This is a genomic window from Streptomyces parvus (genome assembly GCF_032121415.1).
GTDB classification, from domain to species: domain Bacteria; phylum Actinomycetota; class Actinomycetes; order Streptomycetales; family Streptomycetaceae; genus Streptomyces; species Streptomyces globisporus_A.
The window spans coordinates 3,951,238-3,976,535 of sequence record NZ_CP135079.1 but is presented as its reverse complement, the minus strand read 5'-3'; the positions used below and the strand labels follow the sequence as shown (position 1 = coordinate 3,976,535).

The following is a 25,298-nucleotide window of genomic DNA, read 5'->3' as shown; positions in this document are numbered from 1 at the left end:
ACCGGTCACGCGGTCCGGCGTGCCATCACCGCTGCGAAAGGTGAAACGTTGACCAGCTTCGAATTCCCCGGTGAGTACTACGAGATCATGCGTCGGGACTTCCGGAACCTCGACGCCGAGACGGAGTTCCTGGCCTCCTGCGCTCCCCCCGGCAGCCGGGTCCTCGACCTCGGCTCCGGAACCGGCACCAACCTGCGCCGACTGGGCGAACTCGGTTACTCCTGCGTGGGGGTGGACCAGAGCGCGAGCTTCGTGGAGTACGCCCGGCGAGCGGGCGGCGCGGGCGTGGAGTACGTGCACGGCCGGGCCGAGAAGTTCGAGGCGGACCGCCGTTTCGACCTGGTCTACAGCCTCTTCATGACCCTCAACTACCTGCCGCACGACAAGCTGCGGTCCTTGCTGGAGACGACGCGGCGCCACCTGGCGCCCGAGGGACGGCTCGTCCTGGAATTCGGCCACCTGCTGAACTTCGTCGAGAGCTACCAGCAGCACACCGTCGCCCACCACCGCGGCGATGACGTCCTCATCACGCGGCTCGCCCGCCAGTCGGTCAACCCGCACGCGGCGACCTGGCGCAACGAGGAGACGCTGCTGGTGCGCGACGCAGACGGCCGGGTGTCCATGTACGACAACTTCTTCGACCAGTCCGTCCTCACCGGGCCCGAGGTGCGCGGCCTGCTCACCGAGGCGGGGTTCACCGTCACCGCCGAGTACGGCGGGTTCCGCAAGGAGCCCGCCCCCGGCCACGGCCGCGGGCCGCTGGTGCTCATCGCCGCCCCCACTCCGAAGGAAGCGATATGACGACCACCGACGTCTCTTTCCTCGACGGCGGGCCCGCCGTCCCCACGGAGGTCCGCGACCTCGGCGAGACCCTGGTCCGGGCGGCGGAGACCGCCGCCTCGGCCGGCATCTGCTTCGTGGGCGACGACGGCTCCGAGACGGCTCTGACCTACCCGGAACTGCTGGACGGCGCGGCCCGGCTCCTCGGCGGTCTGCGTGCGGCGGGTCTCGTGCCCGGCGAGACGGTCGTCCTCCAGGTCGCCGAACCGCCGGCGCTGCTGACCGCCTTCTGGGCCTGTGTGCTGGGCGGCTTCGTCCCCATGCCGGTCAACGCCGGAGCCACGGCGGACCAGCGGGCCACCGCACCCGAGCTGCTCCAGCGGGTGTGGCAGGGGTACGGGAGGCCGAAGGTCCTCACCGGTCCCGGCCAGGAGATCGCCGAGGCCGTCGCCGCCGACCCGCGGTGGCCGCAGGCCCTGCTCGGCGACACGGACCGGCTCGGTTCCGGCGCACCCGAGAGCGTCTGGCACCGGGCGGCGCCGGACGATCCGGCCGTCCTGCTGCTCACCTCGGGCAGCACCGGGGTGCCCAAGGCCGTCACCCTCACCCATCGCAACGTGCTGAGCCGCACATCCGCCACGGTGCGGCTGAACCGGCTGGGGGCCACGACCCGCAGCTTCAACTGGATGCCCCTCGACCATGTCGGCGGGCTGGTCATGTTCCACGTACGCGATGTCTACCTCGGCTGCTACCAGGTGCACGCCGGGATCGAGTGGGTGCTCGGGGACCCGCTGCGCTGGCTGGAGGGCATCGACCGGCACCGCGCCGACACCACCTGGGCCCCCAACTTCGCCTTCGGCCTGATCAACGACCTGGCGGACCGGCTGGAGGGGCGTTCGTGGGACCTGAGCTGTCTGCGGTACATCATGAACGGCGGCGAGGCCGTCCGCAGCGGCGTGGTGCGCCGCTTCCTGGAACTGCTGGCCCCCCTCGGGCTGCCCCGGGACGCGATGTGGCCGGGCTGGGGCATGTCCGAGACGTCCGCGGGGGTGGCCGACTGCGAGTTCTGGGCCGTCAACGCGGGTGACGACCGGTACGTGCCGGTGGGGCGGCCGCAGCCGGGCACGTCCCTGCGCGTGGTCGACGAGCGCAACCGGATCGTTCCCGTGGGCACGACGGGCCTGTTGCAGGTCAGCGGGGCGAGTGTGACCTCGGGGTACTACCGCAACCCGGGGCAGAACCGGCAGTCCTTCACGGACAGCTGGTTCCGGACCGGGGATCTCGCCTATGTGCGGGACGGCATTCTCACGGTGACCGGCCGTGCGGACGACGTGATCCAGCTCGGTGGCGTCACCTACCACGGGCACGAGATCGAGGCCCGGGTGGAGGAGCTGGACGTGGTCGTGCCGTCCTACACCGTCGCCTGCCCGGTGACCGGGCCGGAGTCGGGCACCGAGGAACTCGCGGTCTTCTTCCACCCGCGCGGCGGGACGGAGCCGGCCGCGGCCGCCCGGATGGTCCGTGACCAACTGGCCCGGACGCTGGGCGTGACCGTGGCCCACACGGTGCCGGTGGGCATGGAGGACGTGCCCAAGACGGGCATCGGCAAGCTCCGACGGGCCCAGTTGCGGGAGCAGTTCGAGGCGGCGGGCGCGGCCGGCTTCTCGGCGGAGCCCGCTCCGGTGGGCTGATCCGGCGGCGGAGCCCGGGTGGGGCCCACGACTCAGGTCGCGGGCCCCACCCGGCGTTTCGGTGCGGGCGCCCCGGGCGCCCCACGAGCACCCCTCAAGGCGTGTCGTCCATGCCCCAGGCGTGCCAGGTCTCGATCTCGATCCAGGCGCTGACGCGCGGCCGCTCCCGGTCCGGGTACCGCTCGCCGATGTAGTGCTGCGCGATCCGGTCGATGTCCCGCAGCCCCTCGTCGTCCTCCAGTGTCACGACGCGACCCTGCAGGCTGATGTGGCGGTACCAGCTGTCGGCGTCCAGGACGGTGAGCGAGACGCGGGGGTCGGCGCGCAGATGGGCCAGGCGCTTGCGTCCGGCGTCCAGGTTCACCAGGACCCGCCCCTCCTCCCACAGGTACCAGGTCGCCACCGAGACGGGTGCGCCGTCCTGGCGCAGGGTGGACATGACGGCGGGGTTGGCCCGGCCGAGGGTGGAGACGAGCCGGTCGGGGAGGGCTCGGGTGGGGCTCATGTACGGGTGGGGCCTTCCGTGTTCGGTGGGGTGGGGGCGGGCGCCCGTCATGCGTCGGCGGCCCCGGCCCGGGTCTCGCGGTTGCGGACGTAGTGGCGGGCCACCTTGGCGCGGTTTCCGCACAGCGCCATGGAGCACCAGCGGCGCGTGCCGTTGCGGGACGTGTCGACGAAGTGCCGTATGCAGTCCGGCTGGGCGCACCGGCGGATCCGGTCCGGGGCGGTGTCGAGGAGCCGCAGGTAGTCGCGGGCGGCCAGCCAGGCCGCGCCCCAGGAAGGATCGGCGAACTCGGCCTCTTCGCCGGGCCCTTCCGGGGTCAGGACCAGCCGGACCCGGCCGTGCTCCAGCACCTCGTCGAGGCTCTTGGCGGCGGCGGGCGAGCGCGGGTCGGCGAAGACCGCGGCGATCGCCGACCGGGTCCGTACCAGCGCTTCGGCGGCCTGGGCGTCGGCGGGGAAGCGGTCGCCCAGGCCGTGGCCGTCGAGCCAGGTCCGCAGGCCCGGCAGGGAGTCCAGCAGGTCGTGCCGGCGCCCGTCGGCCTTCCAGAGCGTGTTCAACAGGTCGACGGCGACAGGTTCGCCGACGAACGGGCGGGGGTCGGTCAGGGCCATCGCGCATCCCTCCAGGCCGTACCGAGGAGCACTAACCCTTCAAGTGTACTTGAGCGGTTGCAAACCCTCTCCCTAACTCCTAAAGTCACGTTTGACAGTTAGCCAAGGGGGAGTGCCTGGAGCTCACGGAGACCGCACGCAGACGTGTCAGATCACGTGCGCGTTCACGCGACAGCCACGGACCGACCGTCCCTAACGTGAGGGAGCGCGGACGCCGGACCACCCGCGACGACATGCGCGGCACGGCACCGGAGCCGTTCGCCGAGAACCGGCAGCAGGCACGCATAGGAGGCTTTCCATGACCATCTCTCAGACCCCGCCCACCGTCGCGGCGACCGAGCGGGAAACCCTGACCGCCGAGACGATCCTGGCCCGCGCCGAAGCCGCGGCACCGCGGCTGCGGGAACTCTCCGAGGAGATCGAACGCGGCCGGCGCCTCCCGGAGGAGGCCGTCCGGCTGGTGCGCGGGACCGGCGTGTTCCAGATCGGCATGCGCAAGGAGTGGGGCGGGCCCGAGCTGACCTTCTCGGAGCAGACCCGGGTGATCGAGGCACTCTCCTACGGTGACTCGGCGGCGGGCTGGTGCGCCATGATCGGTATGGACACCTGGATCTACGCCGGCTACCTCGACGAGACCGTGGTCAAGGAGATGCTGGCCGACGCCGACGCGATAACCGCCGGGCTCATCTTCCCGGTCGGCCGGGCCGACCGGGTCCCGGGCGGCTACCGGGTGACGGGCCGCTGGCCCTTCGGCAGCGGCATCACGCACGCCGACTGGGTCGTCGGCGGCTGCGTCGTCCACAGCGACGGCGTCCCGGAGCCGGGCAAGGACGGCGCCCCGGTGAACTGGCGGCTGATGCTCGTGCGCCGCGAGGAGGTCGAGACCGTCGACACCTGGCACACCCACGGCCTGGCCGGCAGCGGCAGCACGGACTACCGGGTGACGGACCACTTCGTCCCCGAGGACCGCACGTTCGACTTCACCACCCCCCGCGACTCCAGCCCGTTCTCCGCACCCGACGCCTTCCTCGGCAACGTGCCGGGCGTGCCGCTCGGCGTGGCCCGTGCCGCGCTCGACCACGTGCGGGAACTCGCCGCGCACCGCGTGGAGCGGGCCACCGACACCCCCTGGTCCGACAGCTACCGCGTGCAGACCGCCATCGGCGAGGCCGAGATGCAGCTCTCCGCGGCCCGCTACGCCGTCTACGGCTCGCTCGACGAGCTGTGGGACCGGCTGCGGGACGGCGTCGAGGCGACCCCCGACCAGCAGGTCGCCGCCGCTCTCGCCCGGCTCAACGCCTTCCGTACGGCACGGTCGATCGTGCAGCGCCTCTCCGACCTCGTCGGCACGGCGTCCATCTACCGGACCTCGCCGCTGGACCGCTGGCTGCGCGACCTGCACACCATGTGCCAGCACATCCTGGCGCAGGAGCAGATCGCCCAGTCCGCCGGCGCCCACCTCATCGGCGGCACCCCCCAGGCGCCCTTCCCTCTCGGGCTCAAGGGCTGACCCCACCGCGACGAGCGCGGCCGGGGACGAAGGAACGACCAGCACCCCTTGCCGGACCAGCCGGCACCTCACTCAAGGAATCAGGAAAGCTGATGGCAACTTCCGGCGAAGTACAAGTCGAGCCCGCGGGCGACAAGAAGGTCGGTGCCGACGGCACCCAGAAATCCTGGGGGCTCCGCGAGTGGGGCCTGCTGGTCAGCGTCTGTGCGGCGTTCTTCCTGGACGCCCTCGACAACATCATGGTCGGGATCGCCGTACCGCCGATCCAGGCCGATCTCGGGATGAGCACCGCGGCCGTGCAGTGGGTCGTGAGCTCCTACGTCCTCGGCTTCGGCGGCTTCCTGCTGCTGGGCGGCCGCATGGCGGACCTCATCGGCCGCCGGCGCGTGTTCCTCGTCGGCGTGGCCGTCTTCGCCCTGGGGTCGCTGGTCGGCGGGGTGACCGACGAGGGCCTGGTGGTCATCGCCGCCCGGTTCGTCATGGGCATCGGCGCCGCGTTCACCGCACCGGCCGCGCTGTCGATCATCATCACCAACTTCCCCGCGGGGCCGCAGCGCAACCGGGCGGTCGGCATCTACACCGCCTGCGGCGCGGTCGGCTACTCCACCGGCGTCATCGTCGGAGGAGCGCTGACCGAGATCAACTGGCGCTGGACCTTCCTGCTGCCGGTCGTCGTGGCGATCGCCGCCCTGGTCGGCGGGCTGACCCTGGTCCCGCGCGACACCGTCGCGGACCGCGCACGGGGCTCGTTCGACGTGGCGGGGGCCGTCACCGTGACCGCCGGCATGCTGCTCCTCGTGTACGCCATCGTCGAGGCGCCCAACGCCGGCTGGCTGTCCGCTCGCACCCTGCTGGTGTTCGCGGCGGCGGTGGCGCTCCTGGCGGCCTTCGCCGTCATCGAGTCCCGTACCGCCCAGCCGCTGCTGCGCCTCGGACTGCTGCGCAACCGGTCCCTGGTCGGGGCCAGCCTGGTGGCCGCGGCGATCCTCGGCACCTACATGAGCTTCCAGTTCATCGGCGGTCTGTACCTCCAGACGCTGCGCGGCTGGTCCCCGATGGAGATGGCCCTGGCCTTCCTCCCGATCGGGCTGCTCATCGCGACGATCGCGCCCCGGTCCGGCAAGCTCATCTCCCGGTTCGGCGTGCAGTGGATGATCGTCGCGGGATTCGTCGCGTACACCGCTTCCTACCTGCTCTTCCTCCGCATCGACGAGAGCTCCGGCTACCTCTGGGTGATCCTGCCGAGCATCCTCCTCATCGGCATCGCCTTCCCGTTCTCCTTCCCCGCCGCCAACGTCCAGGCCACCGCGAACGTGGCCGACGAGGAACAGGGCCTGGCGGCCGGCGTCCTGCAGACCGGCTACCAGGTCGGCGCCGCGGTGGTGCTCGCCGTGGTGACCGCCACCATGGCGGTCGACCACACCGGGGGCGGCGAAGGGGCCAAGACGCTGGACGGCTATCACAGCGGCCTCTGGGTCCTCGTGGCCATCTCGGCCGTGACGGTCGCCCTCACCACCGTCGCCGCGGTCCGGGCCTCCGCGCGGCGCCGGGCCTCGGCGGACATCACCGTCTAGATCATTCCGTCCCGGCGGCGGACACTCGGGGTGTCACCCGGTTCCTCACGGAACCCGGTGACACCCCGCTGCCGCGTGCGGGCGGCCCACCACCTCTCAGCGACCCGCGCCGCCGTCACGAACAGGAGCCGAGCATGCCCCGTACCGCCACCTGCCCCTTCGCCCTCGATCCGCAAGGACGCGACATCCAGGGCGAGATCGCCCGTATTCGCGCCCGCGGGCCGGTGGTCCGCGTGGAACTGCCCGGCGGCGTCCACGCCTGGTCGGTCACCCACCACGCGACCATCAAGCGCCTGCTGCTGGACCCGCGGGTCTCCAAGGACGCCTACCGGCACTGGCCGGCCTGGACCCGCGGCGAGATCCCCCCGGACTGGCCGCTGGCGATCTGGGTGTCCGTGCAGAACATGGTCACCGCCTACGGCGAGGAGCACACCCGGCTCCGCAGACCCGTGGCGGCCGCCTTCACCGGCCGCCGCGTCGCCGCCCTCCGCCCCCGGGTCGAGGAGACGACCCGCGAGGTCCTGGACGAGCTGGCCGCCCTGCCCCCGGACGCACCCGTCGATCTGCGGCGCCACTTCGCGCACCCCGTGCCGAACCGGGTCATGTGCGAACTCTTCGGTGTCCCCGAGCAGTCGCGGGACGTCATCGGCACGATCATCCAGGGGTTCTTCCGGACCTCGGCGACCCCCGAGGAGGCGCGCGCCAACGGATTCGCCCTGTACTCCACCATGGCCGAAGTCCTCGCCCACAAACGGGAGCATCCCGGCGACGACCTCACCAGCGACCTCATCGCGGTCCGGGACGAGGACGGCGGGCGGCTCAGCGAGAAGGAGCTGGCGGACAACCTGATCCTCCTGTTCACCGCAGGCTACGAGACCACGGTCAACCTCCTCGACCAGGCGGTCGACGCCCTGCTGCGCAACCCCGGCCAACTCGCCCTGGTCCGCGGCGGACAGGCCGGCTGGGAGGACGTCATCGACGAGACCCTGCGGTACGAGGCGCCCGGCGCGCACGCGATCCTGCGGTACGCGGTCGAGGACATCGACCTGGACACGGTGACGATCCGCGGGGGCGACGCCATCGTCATCTCGTACGCGGCGGCGGGCCGGGACCCCGAGCTGCACGGCGCGGACGCCGATGTGTTCGACGTGACCCGGCCCACCCGCAAGGAGCACCTCTCCTTCGGCCACGGGGTCCATTACTGCCTCGGCGCCCCGCTGGCCCGCCTGGAGGCGACGGTGGCCCTCGACGCGCTCTTCTCCCGTTTCCCGGAGATGGCCCTGGCCGACCCGGAGCGGCCGGCCGAACCGCTGGCGTCGTTCATCTCCAACGGCCACCGTGAACTGCTCGTCAGACTGCGGCCCTGAGCTCGTACCGGACGGAGGGGGCGGGTTCCGGCGTACGCACGCCGGCCTGCTGCCGCCGGGGCACCGGCGCCCGGCGGCAGCGGGCGGGGCGTACGGTCAGAACGCGCGGGCGTCCCCGACGGCCGCCTCGAAGACCCTCAGCCCCTCCTGGCGGCCGGTCACCACCACCGTCGTCGCTCCGGGCGTGTCCGCCGGCACGGTGTGGGCCTCTATCCAGCAGGGCGGCGCGAAGTCCGCGTACCGGAAGAAGTCGATGGAGAAGGAGGCCGGACGGAAGTCCTGCCGGCCGGGCCCGGCCAGCACCGCCTGGTACACGGCCTCCATGAGGATCAGGCCCGAGTAGTGATCGCGCGAGCGCCCCGTCAGCGTCGCGTTGAGCGGGTCCACCCGTAACTGCCAGCGCTCGGCCTGCGGCGTCGGCGCCAGCACGACATGGCGCGGGTCCATCCGGCCGACCCGCTCGGGCGCCACCGGCACGGCGAGGGCCGCCAGTTCGGCCGGTGGACGGGTCCGGCGCAGCCGCCGGTAGACCGCCGCGGTCGTGACGCTGACGTTCCCCGCGGCGACGGCCACCACCTCCTGGCCCCGGCGCGCCGTCATCCGGCAGTGCATGGCCACCAGACGGCCCCGCCGGCGGCGGACGGCGGAGCAGACGATCTCGGCCTCGATCCGGGCGGGCTCCTCGTCCACCTCCAGCCGGTCGGGCCGCAGCCGGTAGTCGAGGTCCCGGATCAGGAACTGGTCCTCCAGCGGCACCCCGTACTCCGCGTGCGAGAGCAGCATGGCGGCCTGGCGCACGGTCTCCCCCACCAGCTGCGGCGGGTGCTGACGGTGGCGCGGGGTGAAGTAGTCGTGCCGGTCGGGCCAGCGGACCGACACCCGGAACCGGTCGTCGTCGACACGCTCCCAGCCGGTCAGCAGCACATCGTCCGCGCGGAGCCGGTGCACCAGCTCCCGGGGGACGGTTTCCCACCCCTCGGCCCCGGTCGGCGGGCCCTGCGGAGGATCGTCCCCCGGGGCGGGTGGTGAAAGGTGCTCACGGAAGGCCGAACTGTGCATGGTTCCCCCTCGTGGATCACGCAGGCAGAGGCTCCGAGGTCCCCCGCCCAGGATACTAAAGATACGTGCATGGCGGTATGGTCTTCATGACACAAGGCACCAAGGAGCGGCAAACCGGGGGCGTTGTTGCCGGACGAAAGGACAGCGGCATGGCACAACAGGAACGGGCGAGGAAGACCAAGGACGCGATCCTCGAAGCGGCAGGCGCGGTCTTCGCCGAACGGGGTTACGACGGGGCCACCGTGTCCGACGTCTACTCCCGGGCCGGGCTGACCAAAGGGGCCTTCTACTTCCACTTCTCCTCGAAGAAGGACCTGGCGGAGGAGGTCCTCTCCATACAGGTCGACCGTCAGGGGTACCCGATCCTGCCGCGTCAGGTGAAGCTCCAGGAGCTGGTCGACGCGGGGTTCGTCTTCGCCCACCGGCTCATGCACGACAGCATGCTCCAGGGCAGCGTCAACCTCTCCCTGGAGTCCGGCGCCCACCAACTGGACCGCAAAAGGCCGTTCGTCGCCTGGATCGACCACAACCAGCGGGCGCTGACCGAGGCGAACGACCACGGCGAGCTGTACTCGCACGTCGATACGGCAGAGGTCGCCGAGCTGATGGTCTCGTCCTTCTCGGGCGCCCAGATCCTCTCGCACATCCTCACCGGCCGCCGGGATCTGACCGTCCGCGTCGCCGCCCTCCTCGCGCATCTGCTGCCTACCATCGCCGTGCCCGCCGTGCTGGCCAGGCTGGACATCGCCACGGACCGCGGAGAGCGGGTCCTGGCCGAGGCCGGCGTCGGCACCAAGGCCCTGCGCCCCGCGCCCCCGGGGCTCACGGAGACGCTCTGATCCATGGCGGTCCGACACGTGGTCAGGACTGTCCACGGACAGAAAGCCCGCTTGGCCTATGCCCAAAAAACGTGCATGCTGGTTTTCTTGGCACCAGGGATCTCGGACGGGAGACGGTCGTCGTGAACCTGCACCAGTTACGTACGTTCTGCGAGGTCGCGGGCGTGCACAGCTTCACCAAAGCAGCCAGGAACCTGCACTACGCGCAGTCCACCGTGACGTCGCAGATCCAGAACCTGGAGGACTTCCTGGGGGCACCCCTCTTCGAGCGCGGGAGCCGGGGCATCGTCCTGACCGACGCGGGTGTCAGGCTGCTGCCCTACGCGAACGCGATGCTCAGTCTCGCCGAGTCGGCACACCGGCACGTCGCCCGTTCCCCCGTGTAGGGGCCCGCCGGCACCGATCCGCCGGCCTCCGGGCCGGCTCGGCGCCTCTCCGGCCGCCTCCACGCCATCATCCCGCACAGCCGTCCGCCCGCCCCGCTCACCGGGGCGGGCGGACGGCTGTCCGCGCTCCACCGGCCGCGCGCGCAAGCGCAATTGACGGTGCGTTCTCCAGCAATTGATGCGGGCCGGAACTCGGTAGTGTCATCGACATCGCACCGGCCCTCCCTTTCGGACGGGCGGCGTATCGCCGATTTCCTGGAGAGGACACATCATGGGCGAGGTATCCGCCACCAGCCGGCCAGTCATCACCATTCAAAACGAACTCCGTTCGGTCATGCGTAATTTTGCCACCGGAGTCTGCGTGGTGAGCACATTCACCGACGCACCGTCCGGCCGTATACACAACGCACTCACGGTCAATTCCCTCACCTCTCTCTCGCTGAGCCCACCCCTCATTTCCATCAGCATCCGACTGGAATCCACATTCCTCGACGAACTGATGGAGTCAGGTGTGTGGGCCGTGTCCGTCCTCGACGACGGCGGTGAGGACCTCGCCAGGATCTTCGCCCGCCCCGAGGACGAGCGCCGGAGGTCACTGCGGAGCCTGCCCACCGAGCCGGGGTCCGCGACCGGGGCGGTCGTCCTGGACGGCGCGGCCTGGCTGGAATGCCGATACCACCAGCACGTCGTCACCGGCGACCATGTCCTGGTCATCGGTGAGGTCGTGGGCCTGGGCGCCGACAGCACCCGCTCGCCCCTGGTATTCCTGCACGGCGGATTTCACCGCTTCGAACGCGAACAGGTCTGACCGGGTCGACTTCTTCGCACAGGGTCCGGCAGCAATCCAGAAAAGGGTGCTGCGAGGGCCGACGGAGTCACATGACCCGCCCTCCCCCGCCACCCCGCATCGATAGGTGACTGACATATGTCCGCAATCTCGATAGGTGTTGTCGGAGGCGGCGCATCCGCTGTCTGCCTCATCGACGCCCTGGTCATGGCCAAAGGCGGCCCAGGCAGCCTGACGGTTTTCGAGCCGTCGCCGAACCTCTGGCGGGGGCGCGCCTACCAGGTCGACAGCGAGACCATCAAGGTCAACGCCACTCCCGACGACATGTCCGTACGGGCAGGCGATCCGCACCACTTCATCCGCTGGCTGGGCGCCCGTGAGCGCATGCTCGGCGAGAGTTACGGCCTGGACCCCTTCTCCGGAGCGCGGTTCGCCCCGCGCACGGTCTACGGCGAGTACCTGGAACAGACGGCGTACGCCGGTCTGGCCGAACTCCGCAGGCAGGGCTGGCGCGTCGACCTCGTCGGCGACTCCGTCACGTCGGCGCGGCGCACCGAGGACCAGGTCGTGGTGAGCACCGGGCGGGGCATGACGAGCTCCTTCGACTACGTCGTCCTGTGCGTCGGCGGTGACGGGCCCAAGGACGTGTACGGCCTGGCGGGCTCCCCGGGCTTCATCGCGGACCCGTATCCCGTCTCGCAGAACCTGCGCACGATCGGCGCCGCGGAGCGGGTCGCGGTGATCGGCAGCGGTCTCACCGCCGTCGACATCGTCCTCTCCCTGGCGGCCCAGGGGCACCGGGGACCGATCAGCCTGGTGTCCCGGCGCGGGGTGCTCCCCGGTGTCCGGCAGCGCGAGGCCCACTTCGAGCTGCGCCATCTGACGCAGGAACGCATGCGCGCCCTGGCCCGGAGCCGACGGGAGATCTCCGTTCAGGAGTTCACCGCGGTCGTCCAGCGGGAACTGCACGAGGCCGGGGTGGACATGCCGGCGCTCCACGCCGAGCTGGCCTCCCTCGACGGGGAGCCGCCGGCCGACCGTCTGAGGCGGCAGTTCGCCGCCGTGAACGCCTCCGACCTGGGCCTGCGCATTCTCCAGCGGGCGGTCCCCGAGATCGGGCCCGACGTCTGGCCGGTGCTCGGGGAACAGGACCGGGCCGAGGTGCTGCGCCTGCACTACCGGACCGTCATGAGCCTGTGCTGCCCGATGCCGCCGAGCAGCGCCGCGGTGCTGCTCGGTCTGATCGACGAGGGCCGTCTGGACATCCGGTCCGGTCTCGACTCCGCCGCCGCGGGACGCGGCGGCGGCCTCACCCTGAGCCTGCTGGACGGAACGGTCCTGCGGACGGACCGCGTGATCAACGCGGTCAGCGCCTCCGAGGGCCGCATACCGCAGGGCGCCGCACCGCTCGTGAACACCCTGATCGGCGACCGTGCCGCGAGCCTCCACCCGCACGGCGGGCTGCATGTCCTTCGCGCCACGAGCCAGTTGACGACGGACGGCGCCTCGGACCCGCGGCTCTACGGACTGGGCACCATCGCGGCGGGCTCGCTCTTCTTCACCTTCGGTGTCCAGTCGCTGGTCGACCGCGGTGTGGACATCGTGGACGCCATCCTGGAGCACGCCTCCGCGCGGACGGCGAGCCACACCGCCGAGTCGCTGCTGCCGGCCTGAGCCGGGCCCGTCCGCGCCCTCCGCGCTCCTCCTGCTCCTGCCTTCCTCCCGCTCCCCCTTCCCTTCCTGCCCTCCTTTGATAACGGAGTCGCCATGATCACGGTTTCGCCCCTCACCCACCCGCACGGGACCACTTCCGCCGCGACGGGTCCCGCCGACTACCTCGCCGACACGGCGACCGGCCTGCCGATCCCGGGAGAGCCCGACTTCGCCACCTTCGAGGAGGCCCGGCGCCACCGCAAGCAGCGCCTGGCCGCCGCCCTGCGGCTGTTCGGCAAATACGGCTTCGGCGAGGGCATATCGGGCCACATATCGGTGCGTGACCCGGAGTACCCGGACCAGTTCTGGGTGAACCCGTTCGGCGTCTCGTTCAAGCACGTCCGGGTGGCCGACCTCATCTGCGTCGACTCCCAGGGCCGCGTCGTCCACGGCAAGCACCGGGTCAACCCGAGCGCCTTCGTGATCCACTCCCAGATCCACGAACTGCACCCGGGCGCCACGGCCGCGGCCCACGGTCACACGGCGCACTCCCGCGCCTTGGGCGCGATCGGCCGTCTCCTCGACCCCATCGACCAGGAATCGGCCGCCTTCTACGGACGCCAGACGCTGTACGACGCGTACGAGGGGCCGTCCGTCTCCCTGGAGCAGGGCCGCGACATCGCCGAGAAGCTGGGCGACAACCGTGCCATCCTGCTGCGCCACCACGGGCTGATCACGGTGGGCGGCTCGCTGGACGAGGCGGTGCACTGGTTCTTCACCTACGACAGCTGCGCCCAGGTCCAGTTGCTGGCCCGCGCCGCCGGTACCCCGGAGATGTTCACCCACGAGCAGGCGACCGCCGCCGGTGCGGGTTTCGGCGACGAGCAGCTGGGCTGGTTCAGCTTCCAGCTGCTCTGGGACGAGATCGTCGCCGAGCAGCCCGACCTGCTGGAGGAGTAGACGGGGCCCGGCAGGCACCACCACCCGGTTCGACAGCGACTCCCGACAGGGGAAAGGCACATGACTCACCGACCGGAACTTCCGACCTCCCCCGCCACCTGGCGGGGCCTGCCCGCCGCGCAGCAGCCGCCGTGGCCGGACCAGCAGGCGCTGGACCGGGTGCTGGCGGACCTCGCCGGCCTCCCTCCGCTCGTCTTCGCGGGCGAGTGCGACCGGTTACGCGCCCAGCTCGGCGCCGTCGCCCGCGGTGAGGCGTTCCTCCTCCAGGGCGGCGACTGCGCCGAAACCTTCGACGGGGTGACGGCCGACCGGATACGCGACAAGGTGAAGACGCTGCTCCAGATGGCGGCCGTCCTCACGTACGCGACCTCCGTCCCGGTGGTCAAGGTGGGGCGCATGGCGGGGCAGTACTCCAAGCCCCGTTCCCAGCCCACCGAACGGCGCGGAGAGGTCGAGCTGCCCGTCTACCGGGGCGACGCGGTCAACGGCCTGGAGTTCACCGCCGAGGCCCGCACCCCCGATCCGGACCGGCTGCGGCGCATGTACCAGGCGTCCGCCGCCACGCTGAACCTCGTCCGCGCCTTCACCAAGGGCGGTTACGCCGGGCTGCACCAGGTGCACACCTGGAACCAGGACTTCGTCTCCGCGTCACCGGCCGGTGAGCGCTATGAACGGCTGGCCGGCGAGATCGACCGGGCCATGGCGTTCCTGCGGGCCTGCGGCGTGAGGCCGGACGAGTTCGGCGATGTGGACTTCTTCACCAGCCACGAGGCCCTGATCCTCGACTACGAGGAGGCGCTCACCCGGCGCGACTCGCTCAGCGGCCATGACTACGACGTCTCCAGCCATCTGATCTGGATCGGCGAGCGCACACGCCAACTCGACGGGGCACACGTGGAGTTCGCGGCGCGGGTACGCAACCCGATCGCGGTCAAACTGGGGCCCGCCGCAACGGCCGACGAGGCCCTGGCGCTGATCGAGAAGCTCGATCCCCGCCGTGAGCCGGGCCGTCTCTCCTTCATCACGCGCATGGGCGCGGACCGGGTACGCGACCTGCTGCCGCCGCTGGTGGAGAAGGTCACCGCCTCGGGCGCCCAGGTCGCCTGGGTCTGCGACCCGATGCACGGCAACACCTTCACCGCGCCCAGCGGCCTCAAGACCCGCAGGTTCGACGACATCCTGGCCGAGGTCCGGGGGTTCTTCGACGTGCACCACGCGCTGGGCACCCATCCCGGGGGCATTCACATCGAGCTGACCGGCGAGGACGTCACCGAGTGCGTGGGCGGCGGCGCGGCCGTCGACGTGGACGACCTGGCCCGTCGCTACGAGTCGGCGTGCGACCCGCGTCTGAACCGGCACCAGGCGCTGGACCTCGCCTTCGAGACGGCGGAGCTGCTCCGCGACCGCGGCCACGGGGCGGGGTGACGGCATGGCGGTACGCGGTCTGCGCGGCGCGGTCCAGCTGCGCGAAGACTCCGAGAACGCCGTCGTCGACGGCACCAAGCGGCTCCTGAAGGAGATGCTGGACGCCAACGGGGTGCGGCACGACGACCTCATCAGCGTCCTCTTCACGGCGACCCCGGATCTGCGCTCGGCGTTCCCGGCGGCCGCCGCCCGCGAGGCGGGCATGGCAGACACCCCGCTCATGTGCGCCCAGGAACTGGATGTGCCCGGTGCGCTGCCGCGCGTCGTCCGCATCCTGGCGCACGCCGAGACGGACCTGCCCAAGCGTGACATCCACCATGTGTATCTCGACGGCGCGGCCGTTCTGCGCCCCGACCAGGCAGCACGCCCCGGAGGCAGCGAATGATCAGCACGGCAGCGGTGGTGGGAACGGGTCTCATCGGTACCTCGGTGGCCCTGGCCCTCGCGGCGAAGGGGGTGCGGGTGCATCTGCTCGACCTGGACGAGTCGGCGGCGCGGACGGCGGCCTCACTGGGCGCCGGAACGGTGGGCCGTCCCGCCGCCCCCGTGGACATCGCCCTGCTGGCGGTGCCGCCGGGGAGTGTGGGGGAGGTGCTGGCCGTTCAGCAGTCGAAGGGGCTCGCGCACTCCTACATGGACGTGGCCAGCGTCAAGTCGGGGCCGGTGGGGGACGTGGCCGCGCTGGGCGATCCGTCCTCCTACATCGGCGGCCACCCGATGGCGGGACGGGAACTGTCGGGACCGCTCGCCGCGACGGCCGCCCTGTTCGAGGGGCGGTCCTGGGTGCTCACCCCGACCCCGGACACGACGACCCAGACCCTGAACCGGGCCCTGGAGGTGATCGCCCTGTGCGGGGCCGTCCCCGTGGTCATGGACGGTGAGGCCCACGACCGGGCCGTGGCCCTCGTCTCCCACACCCCGCATGTCGTCGCGGCACTGATGGCCGCACGGCTCCAGCACATGCCCGACGACGCGACCCGGCTGGCCGGGCAGGGGCTGCGGGACGTGATCCGCATCGCCGGCGGCGACCCCAACCTGTGGGGCGACATCCTGGACGCCAACGCCGCGGCGGTGGCCGATGTGCTGGCGGAGCTGGCGGACGACCTGAGCGTGGCGGTGACGGCCCTGCGCGGGCTGGCCACCGACAGTACGGACGTCCGGGCCGAGGGAATGATGCATGTCGCCGATCTGCTGAGCCGGGGCTGCGAGGGGCGCAAGCGGGTACCGGCGAAGCACGGCGCACCGCTCCGGGGCGGGGCGCTGGTCCGCGTCCTCATCGGCGACCAACCGGGTGAGCTGGCCTCCCTGTTGGCCACCGTCGCGGACCTGGGCATCAACGTCGAGGAGGTGACGATCGACCACTCGCCCGAGGACCGCAGCGGCCTGGTCGAGCTGCTGGTCGACACCGGTTCGACGGTCCGCATGGAGCAGCGGCTCATCGAGTACGGCTGGCGGGTCCAGCAGGGGTCGGCGCCGGCCACGCAGGGGCGCCCCGCGCCTTTGGGGCGGCTCCTGGCCGAAGCGGCTCCGGCCGCCACCGTCTGAGGAAGGGCGCCCGGTCCCCGTCACGAAGGGGGCCGGGCGCCTTCCAGCTCTTCCGCGATCACCTCCGCGAGGTGCCGGGCCCTGCGTCCGGCCAGCTGGTCGAGCTGCGTCCGGCAGGAGAAGCCGTCCGCGAGGAGTTCCGTCCCCGGTGCCATCTCCCGCACGGCGGGGAGCAGCCGCTCCTCCGCGCAGGCGGCGGACACCTCCCCGTGCCCCTTCTCGAAGCCGAAGTTCCCGGCGAGCCCGCAGCAGCCGCCGCTCAGTTCACCGGTCAGGCCCAGCCGTTCGCGCAGCCGCCGTTCCGCCGCGTCGCCGAGGACCGCGTGCTGGTGGCAGTGGGTCTGGCCGGCGGCCGGGCGGTCCAGGCGGGGCGGTGTCCAGTCGGGGGCGTACTCCTCCAGGTACTGGGCGAACGTGCGAACGGCCGCGGCCACTTCGGCGGCGCGCGGGTCGTCGGCGAGGAGTTCGGGCAGGTCGGTGCGGAGGGTCGCGGCGCAGCTCGGCTCCAGGACGACGAGCGGTTGGCCGGGGAGGAGGCCCAGCCGGTCCAGGGTGCGGCGCATCACCCTGCGGGCCGCGTCGAGCTGCCCGGTCGACACGTACGTGAGGCCGCAGCACACCCCGCGCGGCGGCGGCAGCACCGTACGCCCCGTCGCCTCCTCCAGCACCCGCACCGCCGCCCGGCCGACCTGCGGGGACAGATGCTCGGTAAAGGTGTCCGCCCACAGGCGCACCACCCGGTCCGTGGACAGGACGCGTGTCCCCGTGCCCTGCCGGGCGCGCAGCCACCGGCTGTACGTCCGGGTCGCCAGCACCGGGATCGTGCGCTCGGGCGCGATCCCCGCCAGCCGCTTCGCGAGCGCGGCGAGCGGGCGCAGCCGGGCCAGGGCGTTGATCGGACGGGCGAAGGGGCGCGCGAGACGCAGCCACTGCGGCAGGCGGCCCATCGCGTAGTGGGCGGCGGGCCGGAGGCGCCCCCGGTAGTGGTGGTGCAGGAACTCCGCCTTGTACGTCGCCATGTCGACGCCCACCGGGCAGTCGCTGCGGCAGCCCTTGCAGGAGAGGCAGAGATCGAGCGCGTCCCGGACCTCCGTGCTGCGCCAGCCGTCCGTGATGACCTCGCCCGCCAGCATCTCGTGGAGGAGCCGGGCCCGGCCCCGGGTCGAGTGGGCCTCCTCTCCGGTCGCGCGGAAGGACGGGCACATGACGCCCGCGCCACTCGCCTCGGTCGTACGGCACTTGGCGACACCGACACAGCGGCGGACCGCGCCCGCGAAGTCCCCGCCGTCCTGCGGATAGCCGAACTCCACGTCCACCGGGCGCCTCGGGAGGACGGAGAAGCGGAGGTTCTCGTCGAGGCGGTCCGGGCGGGCCAGCATCCCCGGGTTCAGGCCGCCGTCCGGGTCCCACAGGTCCTTGAACCGGCCGAAGAGGGCGACGAGGTCGTCCCCGTACATCCGGGGCAGCAGCTCCGCGCGCGCCTGCCCGTCGCCGTGCTCACCGCTGAGGGAGCCGCCGTGGGCGACGACCAGGTCGGCGGTCTCCTCGGAGAACCGGCGGAAGCGGGCCACCCCGGCGTCGGTCATCAGGTCGAAGTCGATGCGGACGTGGATGCAGCCGTCGCCGAAGTGGCCGTACGGGGTGCCGCGCAGGCCGTGTTCGGCGAGGAGGGCGCGGAAGTCGCGGAGGTAGGCCCCGAGCCGGGCGGGCGGGACCGCGCAGTCCTCCCAGCCCGGCCAGGCCTCACTCCCGTCGGGCATCCGGGTCGCGGTCCCGGCGGCGTCCTCGCGGATCCGCCACAGGGCCCGCTGCCCTGCCGGATCGGTGACGACGGCCCCGTCCACCGCGTCGGCCGCCCGCAGGACGCGTTCGGCGTGGGCGCGGGCCTCGGCCGGGGTCGCACCGCCGGTCTCGACGAAGAGCCAGGCGGCCCCGCGCGGCAGCAGTCCCGACGGTTCGGCGACGAGATCGGCGGCCATGCCCTCGACGGTGAGCGGGCCGTACGGGAGGAGGCCCGGGGCGGCCTCGGCCGCGGCGGACTCGTCGGCGTACCCGAGGACGGCCAGGGCGCGGGCGCGCGGCGCTTCGACCAGGCGCACGGTGGCCTCGGTGACGACGCCGAGGGTGCCTTCGCTGCCGCAGAACGCCCGGACCGGGTCCGGGCCTCCGGGGTGTTCGGGGAGCAGGGCGTCGAGCGCGTACCCGGAGATGCGGCGCGGGAGGTCGGGGTAGCCGGTGCGCAGGAGGGCGAGGTGGGAGGCGACGAGGGCGTCGACGCCCGCCGGGCCCGCGCCGCTCCCCTGTTCCAGGCGCAGCGCCTGCCCCCCGTACCGGACGACCGACAGCCCCCGCACGTTGTCCGCCGTCGTGCCCCAGGCAACCGAGTGCGCGCCGCAGGAGTTGTTGCCGATCATCCCGCCGAGGGTGCAGCGGCCGTGGGTGGACGGGTCGGGGCCGAAGGTCAGACCGTGCGGTGCGGCGGCGGCCCGCAGGTCGTCCAGGATCACCCCGGGCTGGACGACGGCGGTGCGGGCGGCGGGGTCCAGGTCGAGGATCGCCCGCAGATGGCGGGTGAGGTCGAGGACGAGGCCGGTGCCGGTGGCCTGTCCGGCGATGGACGTGCCGCCGCCGCGCGGGACGACCGGCACCCGGTGCTCCTGGCAGACCGTCAGCGCGGCGGCGATGTCCTCCGCGTCGCGCGGGGCGAGCACGCCGAGGGGGACGCGGCGGTAGTTGGACGCGTCCATCGTCGTCAACGCCCGTGCCGTGGGGCCGAAGTCGCTCGCGCCGCGCACGGCGGAGCGGAGCGCGGCGACGAAAACCGGAGAGGCCGCGGAAGACGGTCCGGTATGCGGTCGATGTTGTTCGGCCATTCCCTCAGCATGCCGCCGGTACGGATGAACTCTTGGGATGCGCACGGATGAAAGTACACAAGCCTCACAAAAAAGCCCACAAGATCTTCCCAAACAGACCGTCAAGTCTCCTATAGTGACCAAGACTTGCGCAGGAACTGTCAGTTCCAGTTGCGCGGGATCGCCCACACCTGTGACGAAGTGTCCTAAATTCGCCCCGCCGCCCCGCACCGTCCGCCACCGAGGACTCCGATTGCGCCCCTCACACCGGCCCACCGCACTCGCCCTGCTGATCTCGGCAGCCGCAACCGGCACGCTGACCCTGTGGGCCGTCGCCGCGGCCCCTGACACGGTACGGACCCCGCTGGCCTGGGGCGCGGGCGCAGCCGCCGTGCTGCTGAGCGTCTGCGTGGCCGTCACCGTCCACACCCTGGGGACCGCGCGGGCGCTGCGCGCCCAGGGGGCCGCCGACGCCCAGCGGTTCACCTCCGAGACCGCGCGCCTGGTCTCCGCCTCCGCCGTCGAGGCCCAGCGCTTCACGGCGGAGACCGCCCGGATCAAGGGCGCCGCCGCCGCCGAGACCGCCCGGCTCGTCGCCGAGGCCCGCGCCGAGAACGAGCGGATCGTCGCGGCCGCCGCCGCCGAACAAGCCCGCCTCCAGGTCAGCGTCGACCGGCTGGCGGCCCGTGCCACGCGCGCCGAGACCGAGCGCTCCGCGGCCGTCGCCGCCTGCGCCAACGCGGCGGGCCGGATGCAGGCCCTGTCCACCAGCATGCTGGCCGACCTCCGCGAGATGGAGCACCGGCACACCGACGAGTCCGTGCTCGGGGACCTGCTCCACCTGGACCACCGCACCGCCCAGGCGGGCCGCCTCGCCGACTCCATCGCCGTGCTGACCGGGGCCCGTTCCGGCCGGCGCTGGGCGAAGCCGATCGTCATGGAGTCCATCCTGCGCGGTGCGATGGGCCGGATCGGCAGCTACCAGCGGGTCCGCCTCCACTCCACCAGCGATGTCGCCATCGCCGGCCACGCGGCCGAGGGCGTCATGCACGCGCTCGCCGAACTCCTCGACAACGCGGCCAACTTCTCGCCGCCCACCGCCGAGGTGCATGTGTACGTGGAGGAGGTCCCGGCGGGCATCGTCATCACCGTCGAGGACAGCGGGCTCGTCATGAGCGAGGTGCAGCTGCGCCGCGCGGAGCGGGCGGTCTCCGCCGACCACCAGGACCTCACGAACCTCTCCGGCACCCGCCTCGGCCTCGCGGTCGTCGGCCGGCTGGCCCGTAAGCACGGCCTGACCGTCTCCTTCCGCCCGTCCGCCCGCGGCGGCACGGGCGCGCTGATGATGCTCCCTCAGGAGCTGATCTCCCGCGCGGCCGCACCGACGGCGACCGCACCGACGCCCCCGGCGGCCGCCGCGGACACCGCCCCGGCCGTTCGGCTCCCCGCCGAGCCCGAGCCCTCGCACGCCTCGGCCGCCGGAGCGGACGCCCCCGACGCCGCCGGCGCGGCCCGGACGCCCGCCGGGAACGACGCCTCCACGCCCCCGACCCCGGCGGCGGAAGCGGAGCCCCCGGTCTCCTCGGTGGACCCGGTCTCCGAGTCCACCGGCAGCGTGCCCGAGTTCGGCGACAGCGGCCTGCCCAAGCGCCGCCGCGGCCGGACGCTGGCCGCCGCCGAAGCCCGTACCGGCAACGCCGCCCCCGGCGGAGCCGACGCCCCCCGGGCCCGTACCACCGACCCGAAGGTCCAGGCAACGCGCTTCAGCACCTTCAGCAAGGCGGTACGAGCCAACTCCCCGCACCCGGAAGGCAACACCCGATGACCGCGACCACCGACGAGAAGCTCAACTGGCTGCTGGAGGGGCTGCTCGACCGCACCCCCGGTACCCGCCACGCCCTCGTCCTGTCCCGCGACGGCCTCAAGCTGTGCCGCACCCCCGAGCTCTCCGTCGACCAGGCCGACCAGCTGGCCGCGATCTCCGCCGGGATCCAGAGCCTCTCGCACGGCGCGTCCATCGAGTTCGGCGACGGCACCGGCGGCGTACGGTCCGCGATGGCCGAGTTCTACGGCGGCGTGCTGTTCATCGTCGAGGCGGGGGCCGGGGCCCACCTGGCGGTCGTCGCCGACGAGGACTCCGACGTGGGCCTCGTCGGCCACAACATGAGCGAGCTCGTCGAGCAGCTCGGCGAGCACCTCGTCGCGCCGCCGCGCGAACCCGCCCAGGCCCCGGCCGTATGACGACGGCGCCCCGCCCCCGACCGGGCCGCGACGACGATCCGGACCGGCTGTACACCCTCACCGGGGGACGCAGCCGTTCCGACTCCGCCGCCTTCGACCTGGTGACGCTCGTCGTCGCCGAGTGCGACCCGTCCCCGGGGATGCAGTCCGAGCACGTCGCGATCCTGCGGATGTGCCAGGGCCCCGCCGCCGTCGTCGAGATCGCCGCGAGCCTGAAACTGCCGGTCAGCATCGTCCGCATCCTGCTCTGCGACCTGCTCGACACCGGCCGGATCAGCGCCCGCCACCCCCGTACAGCCCGTGTCGCGGACCGGCTCCCCGACCCCGACATCCTGGAACAGGTGCTCGTTGGACTCCGCAACCTCTGACCGCGCCACCCTGAGCTCCACCGCCGACAACGGACTCAAGATCGTTGTCGTGGGCGGCTTCGGCGTCGGCAAGACCACCATGGTCCGATCCGTGAGCGAGATCCGCCCGCTCAACACGGAGGAGACCATGACCCGCGCGGGTGAGGCCGTCGACGACCTCGCCGGCGTCCACGCCAAGACGTCCACCACGGTGGCGTTCGACTTCGGCCGCATCACGCTCGACGAACGCTCCGTGCTGTACCTCTTCGGCGCGCCCGGCCAGGAGCGCTTCTGGTTCCTGTGGGACCGGCTGTTCGCCGGCACGCTGGGCGCGGTCGTCCTCGTCGACACCCGCCGCCTCGCCGACTCCTGGTACGCCATCGACCGCCTGGAGCACCACGGCACGCCGTTCATCGTGGCGTGCAACGACTTCGGCGGACCGCTCCACAGCGAGCAGCAGATCCGGGAGGCCCTGGACCTCTCGGAGGACGTACCGCTGGTGGAGTGCGACGCGCGTGACCGGTCCTCCAGCAAGTACGTGCTGATCACGCTCGTCGAGCACCTCGCCGCGCTCTCCGCCGCCCGCCTCCACGCCCCCGCAACGGCCGCCGAAGCGGTCGCCCCCGCGGCGGCCCTGGCGGCGGCCGGCCCGACCCCGGAGCCCGCCCCGTGACCACTGCCTCCGGCTGCCCCGTCACCCACACCTCCGTCCCGCTGTCCGGGCCCCGCTTCCAGAGCGACCCCGTCCAGCTCTACCGGGACCTGCGGCGCGACCACGGGGCGATCGCCCCGGTCGTCCTCGACGGCGACGTCCCCGCCTGGCTCGTCCTCGGCTACCGCGAACTGCACCAGGTCACCGGCGACCCGGTCCTCTTCAGCCGGGACTCCGAGCTGTGGAACCAATGGGACAACATCCCCGACGGCTGGCCGCTGCTGCCGATGATCGGGCGCAGGCAGCCCTCGATCCTCTACACGGTCGGCGAGCGCCACAGCGTCCGGGCGATGATGATCAGCAACGCGCTGGAGGGCGTCGACCCGTTCTCGCTGAAGCGGTACGCGGAGGAGTTCGCCGACGAGTTGATCGACCGGTTCTGCACCAAGGGCTCGGTCGACATCATCGCGGAGTACGCCAAGCTGCTGCCCGCCCTGGTCCTGGCCAGGATCTACGGCTTCTCCGACGAGGAGGCCCACCCGCTGGTCGGCGCGCTCAACGACATGATCGACGGCCGGGAGCGGGCGCTCGCCGGACAGCAGCACCTGGGCGCGTCGATGTTCCAGCTCCTGGCGGACAAGCACGCCGAGCCCGGCGACGACGTGGCCACCCGGATGCTCGCCGACCCCGGCGGCTTCACCGACGAGGAGGTCGCCCAGGACCTCATGGTGATGATGGCCGCCGGCCACCAGCCGACCGCCGACTGGATGGGCAACTCGCTGCGCCTGATGCTCACCGACGACCGGTTCGCCGCCTCGCTCTCGGGCGGCCGGCACAGCGTCGCGGAGGCCATGAACGAGGTCCTCTGGGAGGACACCCCGACGCAGAACGTGGCGGGCCGCTGGGCCGCCCGCGACACCCACCTCGGCGGCCGCCACATCCGCGCCGGCGACCTGCTGCTCCTCGGCCTCGCCGCCGCCAACGGCGACCCGCAGGTACGTACCGACGGATCGGCGCTGACCGGCGGCAACAACGCCTTCCTCTCCTTCGGCCACGGCGAGCACCGCTGCCCGTTCCCGGCCCAGGAGACCGCCGAGGTCATCGCCCGCACCGGTATCGAGGTCCTGCTCGACCGGCTGCCGGACGTGGACCTCGCCGTCCCCGCCGAGCAGCTCACCCGCCGCCCGTCGCCGTGGCTGCGCGGTCTGACGGACCTGCCGGTGCTCTTCACTCCCACACCTGCCCTCGGCAGACCCGGAAGCCACGGAGGCCCCGCATGACCCGCATCGCTCTCGACCCCTTCGTCAGAGACCTCGACGGCGAGAGCGCCGCGCTGCGGGCCGCCGGCCCGCTGGCCGAGGTGGAGCTGCCGGGCGGTGTACACGTGTACGCGGTCACCCGCCACGCGGAGGCCCGCGCGCTGCTCACCGACAGCCGGGTGGTCAAGGACATCAACGTCTGGAACGCCTGGCGGCGCGGCGAGATACCGATGGACTGGCCGCTGATCGGCCTGGCCAACCCGGGCCGCTCGATGCTGACGGTCGACGGGGCCGACCACCGCCGTCTCCGTACGCTGGTGGCGCAGGCGCTCACGGTGAAAAGGGTGGAGCGGCTGCGGGCGGGCATCGAAGCCCTGACCGACGCGAGCCTGGAGAAGCTGGCCGCGCTGCCCGCCGGGGAGCCGGTGGACCTGAAGGCGGAGTTCGCCTACCCGCTGCCGATGAACGTGATCAGCGAGCTGATGGGCGTGGACGCGGCGGACCACCCGCGGCTGAAGGAGCTGTTCGAGAAGTTCTTCTCGACGCAGACCCCGCCGGATGAGGTCCCGCAGATGATGGCGGACCTCGGGGCCCTCTTCACGAAGATCGTCGACGACAAGCGGGCGAACCCGGGCGACGACCTGACCAGCGCCCTGATCGCGGCCTCGGAGAACGGTGACCACCTCACCGACGAGGAGATCGTCAACACACTGCAACTGATCATCGCCGCCGGACACGAGACCACGATCAGCCTGATCGTCAACGTGGTCGAGGCGCTCCAGACCCACCCCGAGCAGCGCGGGAAGGTGCTGAACGGGGAGATCGGGTGGGAGGGCGTGATCGAGGAGACGCTGCGCTGGAACACCCCGACCTCGCACGTCCTGATCCGCTTCGCGACGGAGGACATCGAGGTCGGCGACAAGATCCTCCCGAAGGGCGAGGGCTTGATCATCTCGTTCGGCGCGCTGGGCCGGGACGAGGAGCAGTACGGCCCGACGGCGGGCGACTTCGACGCCGCCCGCACCCCGAACCGCCACATCGCCTTCGGCCACGGCCCGCACGTCTGCCCCGGCGCGGCCCTCTCCCGCCTGGAGGCGGGCATCGCGCTCCCGGCCCTCTACGAGCGCTTCCCGGAACTGGACCTGGCGGTCCCGGCGTCCGAACTGCGCAACAGGCCGATCGTGACGCAGAACGACCTGTACGAGCTGCCGGTGAAGCTGGGCTGCCCGTTCGGCGGCGACGCCTGACCGCTCGC

General features: G+C 72.2%; 23 protein-coding genes. 19 read left to right on the top strand and 4 right to left on the bottom strand.

Annotation, left to right across the window (positions count from 1 at the left end):
- The first annotated feature begins 48 nt into the window (after positions 1-48).
- A complete protein-coding gene (locus tag RNL97_RS18960) occupies positions 49-801 on the top strand; it encodes a class I SAM-dependent methyltransferase (RefSeq protein ID WP_243314718.1) in 753 nt (250 codons plus the stop codon).
- Complete coding sequence (locus RNL97_RS18955) at positions 798-2,471, top strand: AMP-binding protein (RefSeq protein WP_313750973.1); 1,674 nt, start codon at positions 798-800, stop codon at positions 2,469-2,471. The genes RNL97_RS18960 and RNL97_RS18955 overlap by 4 nt, the downstream gene beginning before the upstream one ends.
- A 94-nt stretch (positions 2,472-2,565) precedes the next feature.
- On the opposite strand, the gene RNL97_RS18950 is transcribed toward RNL97_RS18955, so the two are convergent.
- Both RNL97_RS18950 and RNL97_RS18945 read right to left on the bottom strand, forming a co-directional pair.
- Entirely contained in the window at positions 2,566-2,976 is a 411-nt protein-coding gene (locus RNL97_RS18950) for a PPOX class F420-dependent oxidoreductase (protein ID WP_030591420.1), read from the bottom strand.
- A 47-nt stretch (positions 2,977-3,023) separates the two neighbouring features.
- Positions 3,024-3,587, bottom strand: coding sequence for a CGNR zinc finger domain-containing protein (locus RNL97_RS18945; RefSeq protein ID WP_030591417.1), 564 nt, complete (start codon positions 3,585-3,587; stop codon positions 3,024-3,026).
- Positions 3,588-3,885: 298 nt separating this feature from the next.
- On the opposite strand from RNL97_RS18945, the gene RNL97_RS18940 reads away from it, so the two are divergent.
- From RNL97_RS18940 to RNL97_RS18930, 3 genes are all read left to right on the top strand, one after another.
- Complete coding sequence (locus RNL97_RS18940; protein ID WP_243314716.1) at positions 3,886-5,097, top strand: acyl-CoA dehydrogenase family protein; 1,212 nt, start codon at positions 3,886-3,888, stop codon at positions 5,095-5,097.
- A 92-nt stretch (positions 5,098-5,189) separates the two neighbouring features.
- The gene (locus tag RNL97_RS18935; RefSeq protein WP_078652167.1) at positions 5,190-6,671 is read left to right on the top strand and encodes an MFS transporter; all 1,482 of its coding nucleotides are present in this window, start codon (positions 5,190-5,192) and stop codon (positions 6,669-6,671) included.
- A 134-nt stretch (positions 6,672-6,805) separates the two neighbouring features.
- A complete protein-coding gene (locus RNL97_RS18930; RefSeq protein WP_030591408.1) occupies positions 6,806-8,038 on the top strand; it encodes a cytochrome P450 family protein in 1,233 nt (410 codons plus the stop codon).
- A 96-nt stretch (positions 8,039-8,134) separates the two neighbouring features.
- Here the strand turns inward: RNL97_RS18930 and RNL97_RS18925 are convergent, their stop codons facing one another.
- Complete coding sequence (locus RNL97_RS18925; protein ID WP_158709166.1) at positions 8,135-9,097, bottom strand: ScbA/BarX family gamma-butyrolactone biosynthesis protein; 963 nt, start codon at positions 9,095-9,097, stop codon at positions 8,135-8,137.
- A gap of 149 nt (positions 9,098-9,246) precedes the next feature.
- Here RNL97_RS18925 and RNL97_RS18920 point away from each other — a divergent pair, with 149 nt between their 5' ends.
- The 8 genes from RNL97_RS18920 (at position 9,247) to RNL97_RS18885 (ending at position 16,692) form a co-directional block, all read left to right on the top strand.
- The gene (locus RNL97_RS18920) at positions 9,247-9,936 is read left to right on the top strand and encodes a ScbR family autoregulator-binding transcription factor (protein WP_050500189.1); all 690 of its coding nucleotides are present in this window, start codon (positions 9,247-9,249) and stop codon (positions 9,934-9,936) included.
- A gap of 122 nt (positions 9,937-10,058) precedes the next feature.
- Positions 10,059-10,322 (top strand): LysR family transcriptional regulator, encoded by a 264-nt coding sequence (locus tag RNL97_RS18915; protein WP_030591399.1) that lies wholly within the window; start codon positions 10,059-10,061, stop codon positions 10,320-10,322.
- Positions 10,323-10,593: 271 nt separating this feature from the next.
- Entirely contained in the window at positions 10,594-11,130 is a 537-nt protein-coding gene (locus RNL97_RS18910; protein ID WP_050500188.1) for a flavin reductase family protein, read from the top strand.
- Positions 11,131-11,247: 117 nt separating this feature from the next.
- Positions 11,248-12,783, top strand: coding sequence for an FAD/NAD(P)-binding protein (locus tag RNL97_RS18905; protein WP_243314713.1), 1,536 nt, complete (start codon positions 11,248-11,250; stop codon positions 12,781-12,783).
- 93 nt (positions 12,784-12,876) lie between these two features.
- Positions 12,877-13,722: a class II aldolase/adducin family protein gene (locus RNL97_RS18900; protein WP_078652164.1), complete on the top strand. Its 846-nt coding sequence runs from the start codon at positions 12,877-12,879 to the stop codon at positions 13,720-13,722.
- A 60-nt stretch (positions 13,723-13,782) separates the two neighbouring features.
- Entirely contained in the window at positions 13,783-15,147 is a 1,365-nt protein-coding gene (locus RNL97_RS18895) for a class II 3-deoxy-7-phosphoheptulonate synthase (RefSeq protein WP_030591386.1), read from the top strand.
- 4 nt (positions 15,148-15,151) lie between these two features.
- Positions 15,152-15,532 carry a chorismate mutase gene (gene aroH / locus RNL97_RS18890; RefSeq protein ID WP_030591383.1) on the top strand — a complete coding sequence of 127 codons (381 nt, stop codon included), beginning with the start codon at positions 15,152-15,154 and terminating at the stop codon, positions 15,530-15,532.
- On the top strand, positions 15,532-16,692 hold the full coding sequence (locus RNL97_RS18885) for a prephenate dehydrogenase (protein WP_398867043.1): 1,161 nt from the start codon (positions 15,532-15,534) through the stop codon (positions 16,690-16,692). Before aroH ends, RNL97_RS18885 begins: the two co-directional genes overlap by 1 nt.
- Positions 16,693-16,712: 20 nt before the next feature.
- Here the strand turns inward: RNL97_RS18885 and RNL97_RS18880 are convergent, their stop codons facing one another.
- Positions 16,713-19,565, bottom strand: coding sequence for an FAD-binding and (Fe-S)-binding domain-containing protein (locus RNL97_RS18880; RefSeq protein WP_313750971.1), 2,853 nt, complete (start codon positions 19,563-19,565; stop codon positions 16,713-16,715).
- A 232-nt stretch (positions 19,566-19,797) separates the two neighbouring features.
- Between RNL97_RS18880 and RNL97_RS18875 the strand changes: the two genes are divergently transcribed.
- Genes RNL97_RS18875 through RNL97_RS18850 form a run of 6 tightly spaced genes read left to right on the top strand, consistent with a single transcriptional unit; the run spans position 19,798 to position 25,290 of the window.
- Positions 19,798-21,369 carry a sensor histidine kinase gene (locus RNL97_RS18875; protein WP_030591375.1) on the top strand — a complete coding sequence of 524 codons (1,572 nt, stop codon included), beginning with the start codon at positions 19,798-19,800 and terminating at the stop codon, positions 21,367-21,369.
- Positions 21,366-21,785, top strand: coding sequence for a roadblock/LC7 domain-containing protein (locus tag RNL97_RS18870; protein ID WP_030591372.1), 420 nt, complete (start codon positions 21,366-21,368; stop codon positions 21,783-21,785). The genes RNL97_RS18875 and RNL97_RS18870 overlap by 4 nt, the downstream gene beginning before the upstream one ends.
- The gene (locus RNL97_RS18865; protein WP_030591369.1) at positions 21,782-22,153 is read left to right on the top strand and encodes a DUF742 domain-containing protein; all 372 of its coding nucleotides are present in this window, start codon (positions 21,782-21,784) and stop codon (positions 22,151-22,153) included. Before RNL97_RS18870 ends, RNL97_RS18865 begins: the two co-directional genes overlap by 4 nt.
- Entirely contained in the window at positions 22,134-22,805 is a 672-nt protein-coding gene (locus tag RNL97_RS18860) for a GTP-binding protein (RefSeq protein WP_030591365.1), read from the top strand. Before RNL97_RS18865 ends, RNL97_RS18860 begins: the two co-directional genes overlap by 20 nt.
- A complete protein-coding gene (locus RNL97_RS18855; protein ID WP_030591363.1) occupies positions 22,802-24,064 on the top strand; it encodes a cytochrome P450 in 1,263 nt (420 codons plus the stop codon). The genes RNL97_RS18860 and RNL97_RS18855 overlap by 4 nt, the downstream gene beginning before the upstream one ends.
- Entirely contained in the window at positions 24,061-25,290 is a 1,230-nt protein-coding gene (locus RNL97_RS18850; RefSeq protein WP_030591361.1) for a cytochrome P450 family protein, read from the top strand. Before RNL97_RS18855 ends, RNL97_RS18850 begins: the two co-directional genes overlap by 4 nt.
- The last annotated feature ends 8 nt before the right edge of the window (positions 25,291-25,298 follow it).

Excerpts from the sequence above, each read along its gene's own strand:
- RNL97_RS18870 (WP_030591372.1), top strand. The coding sequence starts at position 21,366 with ATGACCGCGACCACCGACGAGAAGCTCAACTGGCTGCTGGAGGGGCTG.
- RNL97_RS18955 (WP_313750973.1), top strand. The coding sequence starts at position 798 with ATGACGACCACCGACGTCTCTTTCCTCGACGGCGGGCCCGCCGTCCCC.
- RNL97_RS18930 (WP_030591408.1), top strand. The coding sequence starts at position 6,806 with ATGCCCCGTACCGCCACCTGCCCCTTCGCCCTCGATCCGCAAGGACGC.
- RNL97_RS18935 (WP_078652167.1), top strand. The coding sequence starts at position 5,190 with ATGGCAACTTCCGGCGAAGTACAAGTCGAGCCCGCGGGCGACAAGAAG.
- RNL97_RS18850 (WP_030591361.1), top strand. The coding sequence starts at position 24,061 with ATGACCCGCATCGCTCTCGACCCCTTCGTCAGAGACCTCGACGGCGAG.
- RNL97_RS18950 (WP_030591420.1), bottom strand. The coding sequence starts at position 2,976 with ATGAGCCCCACCCGAGCCCTCCCCGACCGGCTCGTCTCCACCCTCGGC.
- RNL97_RS18920 (WP_050500189.1), top strand. The coding sequence starts at position 9,247 with ATGGCACAACAGGAACGGGCGAGGAAGACCAAGGACGCGATCCTCGAA.
- RNL97_RS18895 (WP_030591386.1), top strand. The coding sequence starts at position 13,783 with ATGACTCACCGACCGGAACTTCCGACCTCCCCCGCCACCTGGCGGGGC.
- RNL97_RS18910 (WP_050500188.1), top strand. The coding sequence starts at position 10,594 with ATGGGCGAGGTATCCGCCACCAGCCGGCCAGTCATCACCATTCAAAAC.
- RNL97_RS18940 (WP_243314716.1), top strand. The coding sequence starts at position 3,886 with ATGACCATCTCTCAGACCCCGCCCACCGTCGCGGCGACCGAGCGGGAA.
- RNL97_RS18900 (WP_078652164.1), top strand. The coding sequence starts at position 12,877 with ATGATCACGGTTTCGCCCCTCACCCACCCGCACGGGACCACTTCCGCC.
- RNL97_RS18880 (WP_313750971.1), bottom strand. The coding sequence starts at position 19,565 with ATGGCCGAACAACATCGACCGCATACCGGACCGTCTTCCGCGGCCTCT.
- RNL97_RS18925 (WP_158709166.1), bottom strand. The coding sequence starts at position 9,097 with ATGCACAGTTCGGCCTTCCGTGAGCACCTTTCACCACCCGCCCCGGGG.
- RNL97_RS18905 (WP_243314713.1), top strand. The coding sequence starts at position 11,248 with ATGTCCGCAATCTCGATAGGTGTTGTCGGAGGCGGCGCATCCGCTGTC.
- RNL97_RS18945 (WP_030591417.1), bottom strand. The coding sequence starts at position 3,587 with ATGGCCCTGACCGACCCCCGCCCGTTCGTCGGCGAACCTGTCGCCGTC.
- RNL97_RS18865 (WP_030591369.1), top strand. The coding sequence starts at position 21,782 with ATGACGACGGCGCCCCGCCCCCGACCGGGCCGCGACGACGATCCGGAC.
- aroH (WP_030591383.1), top strand. The coding sequence starts at position 15,152 with ATGGCGGTACGCGGTCTGCGCGGCGCGGTCCAGCTGCGCGAAGACTCC.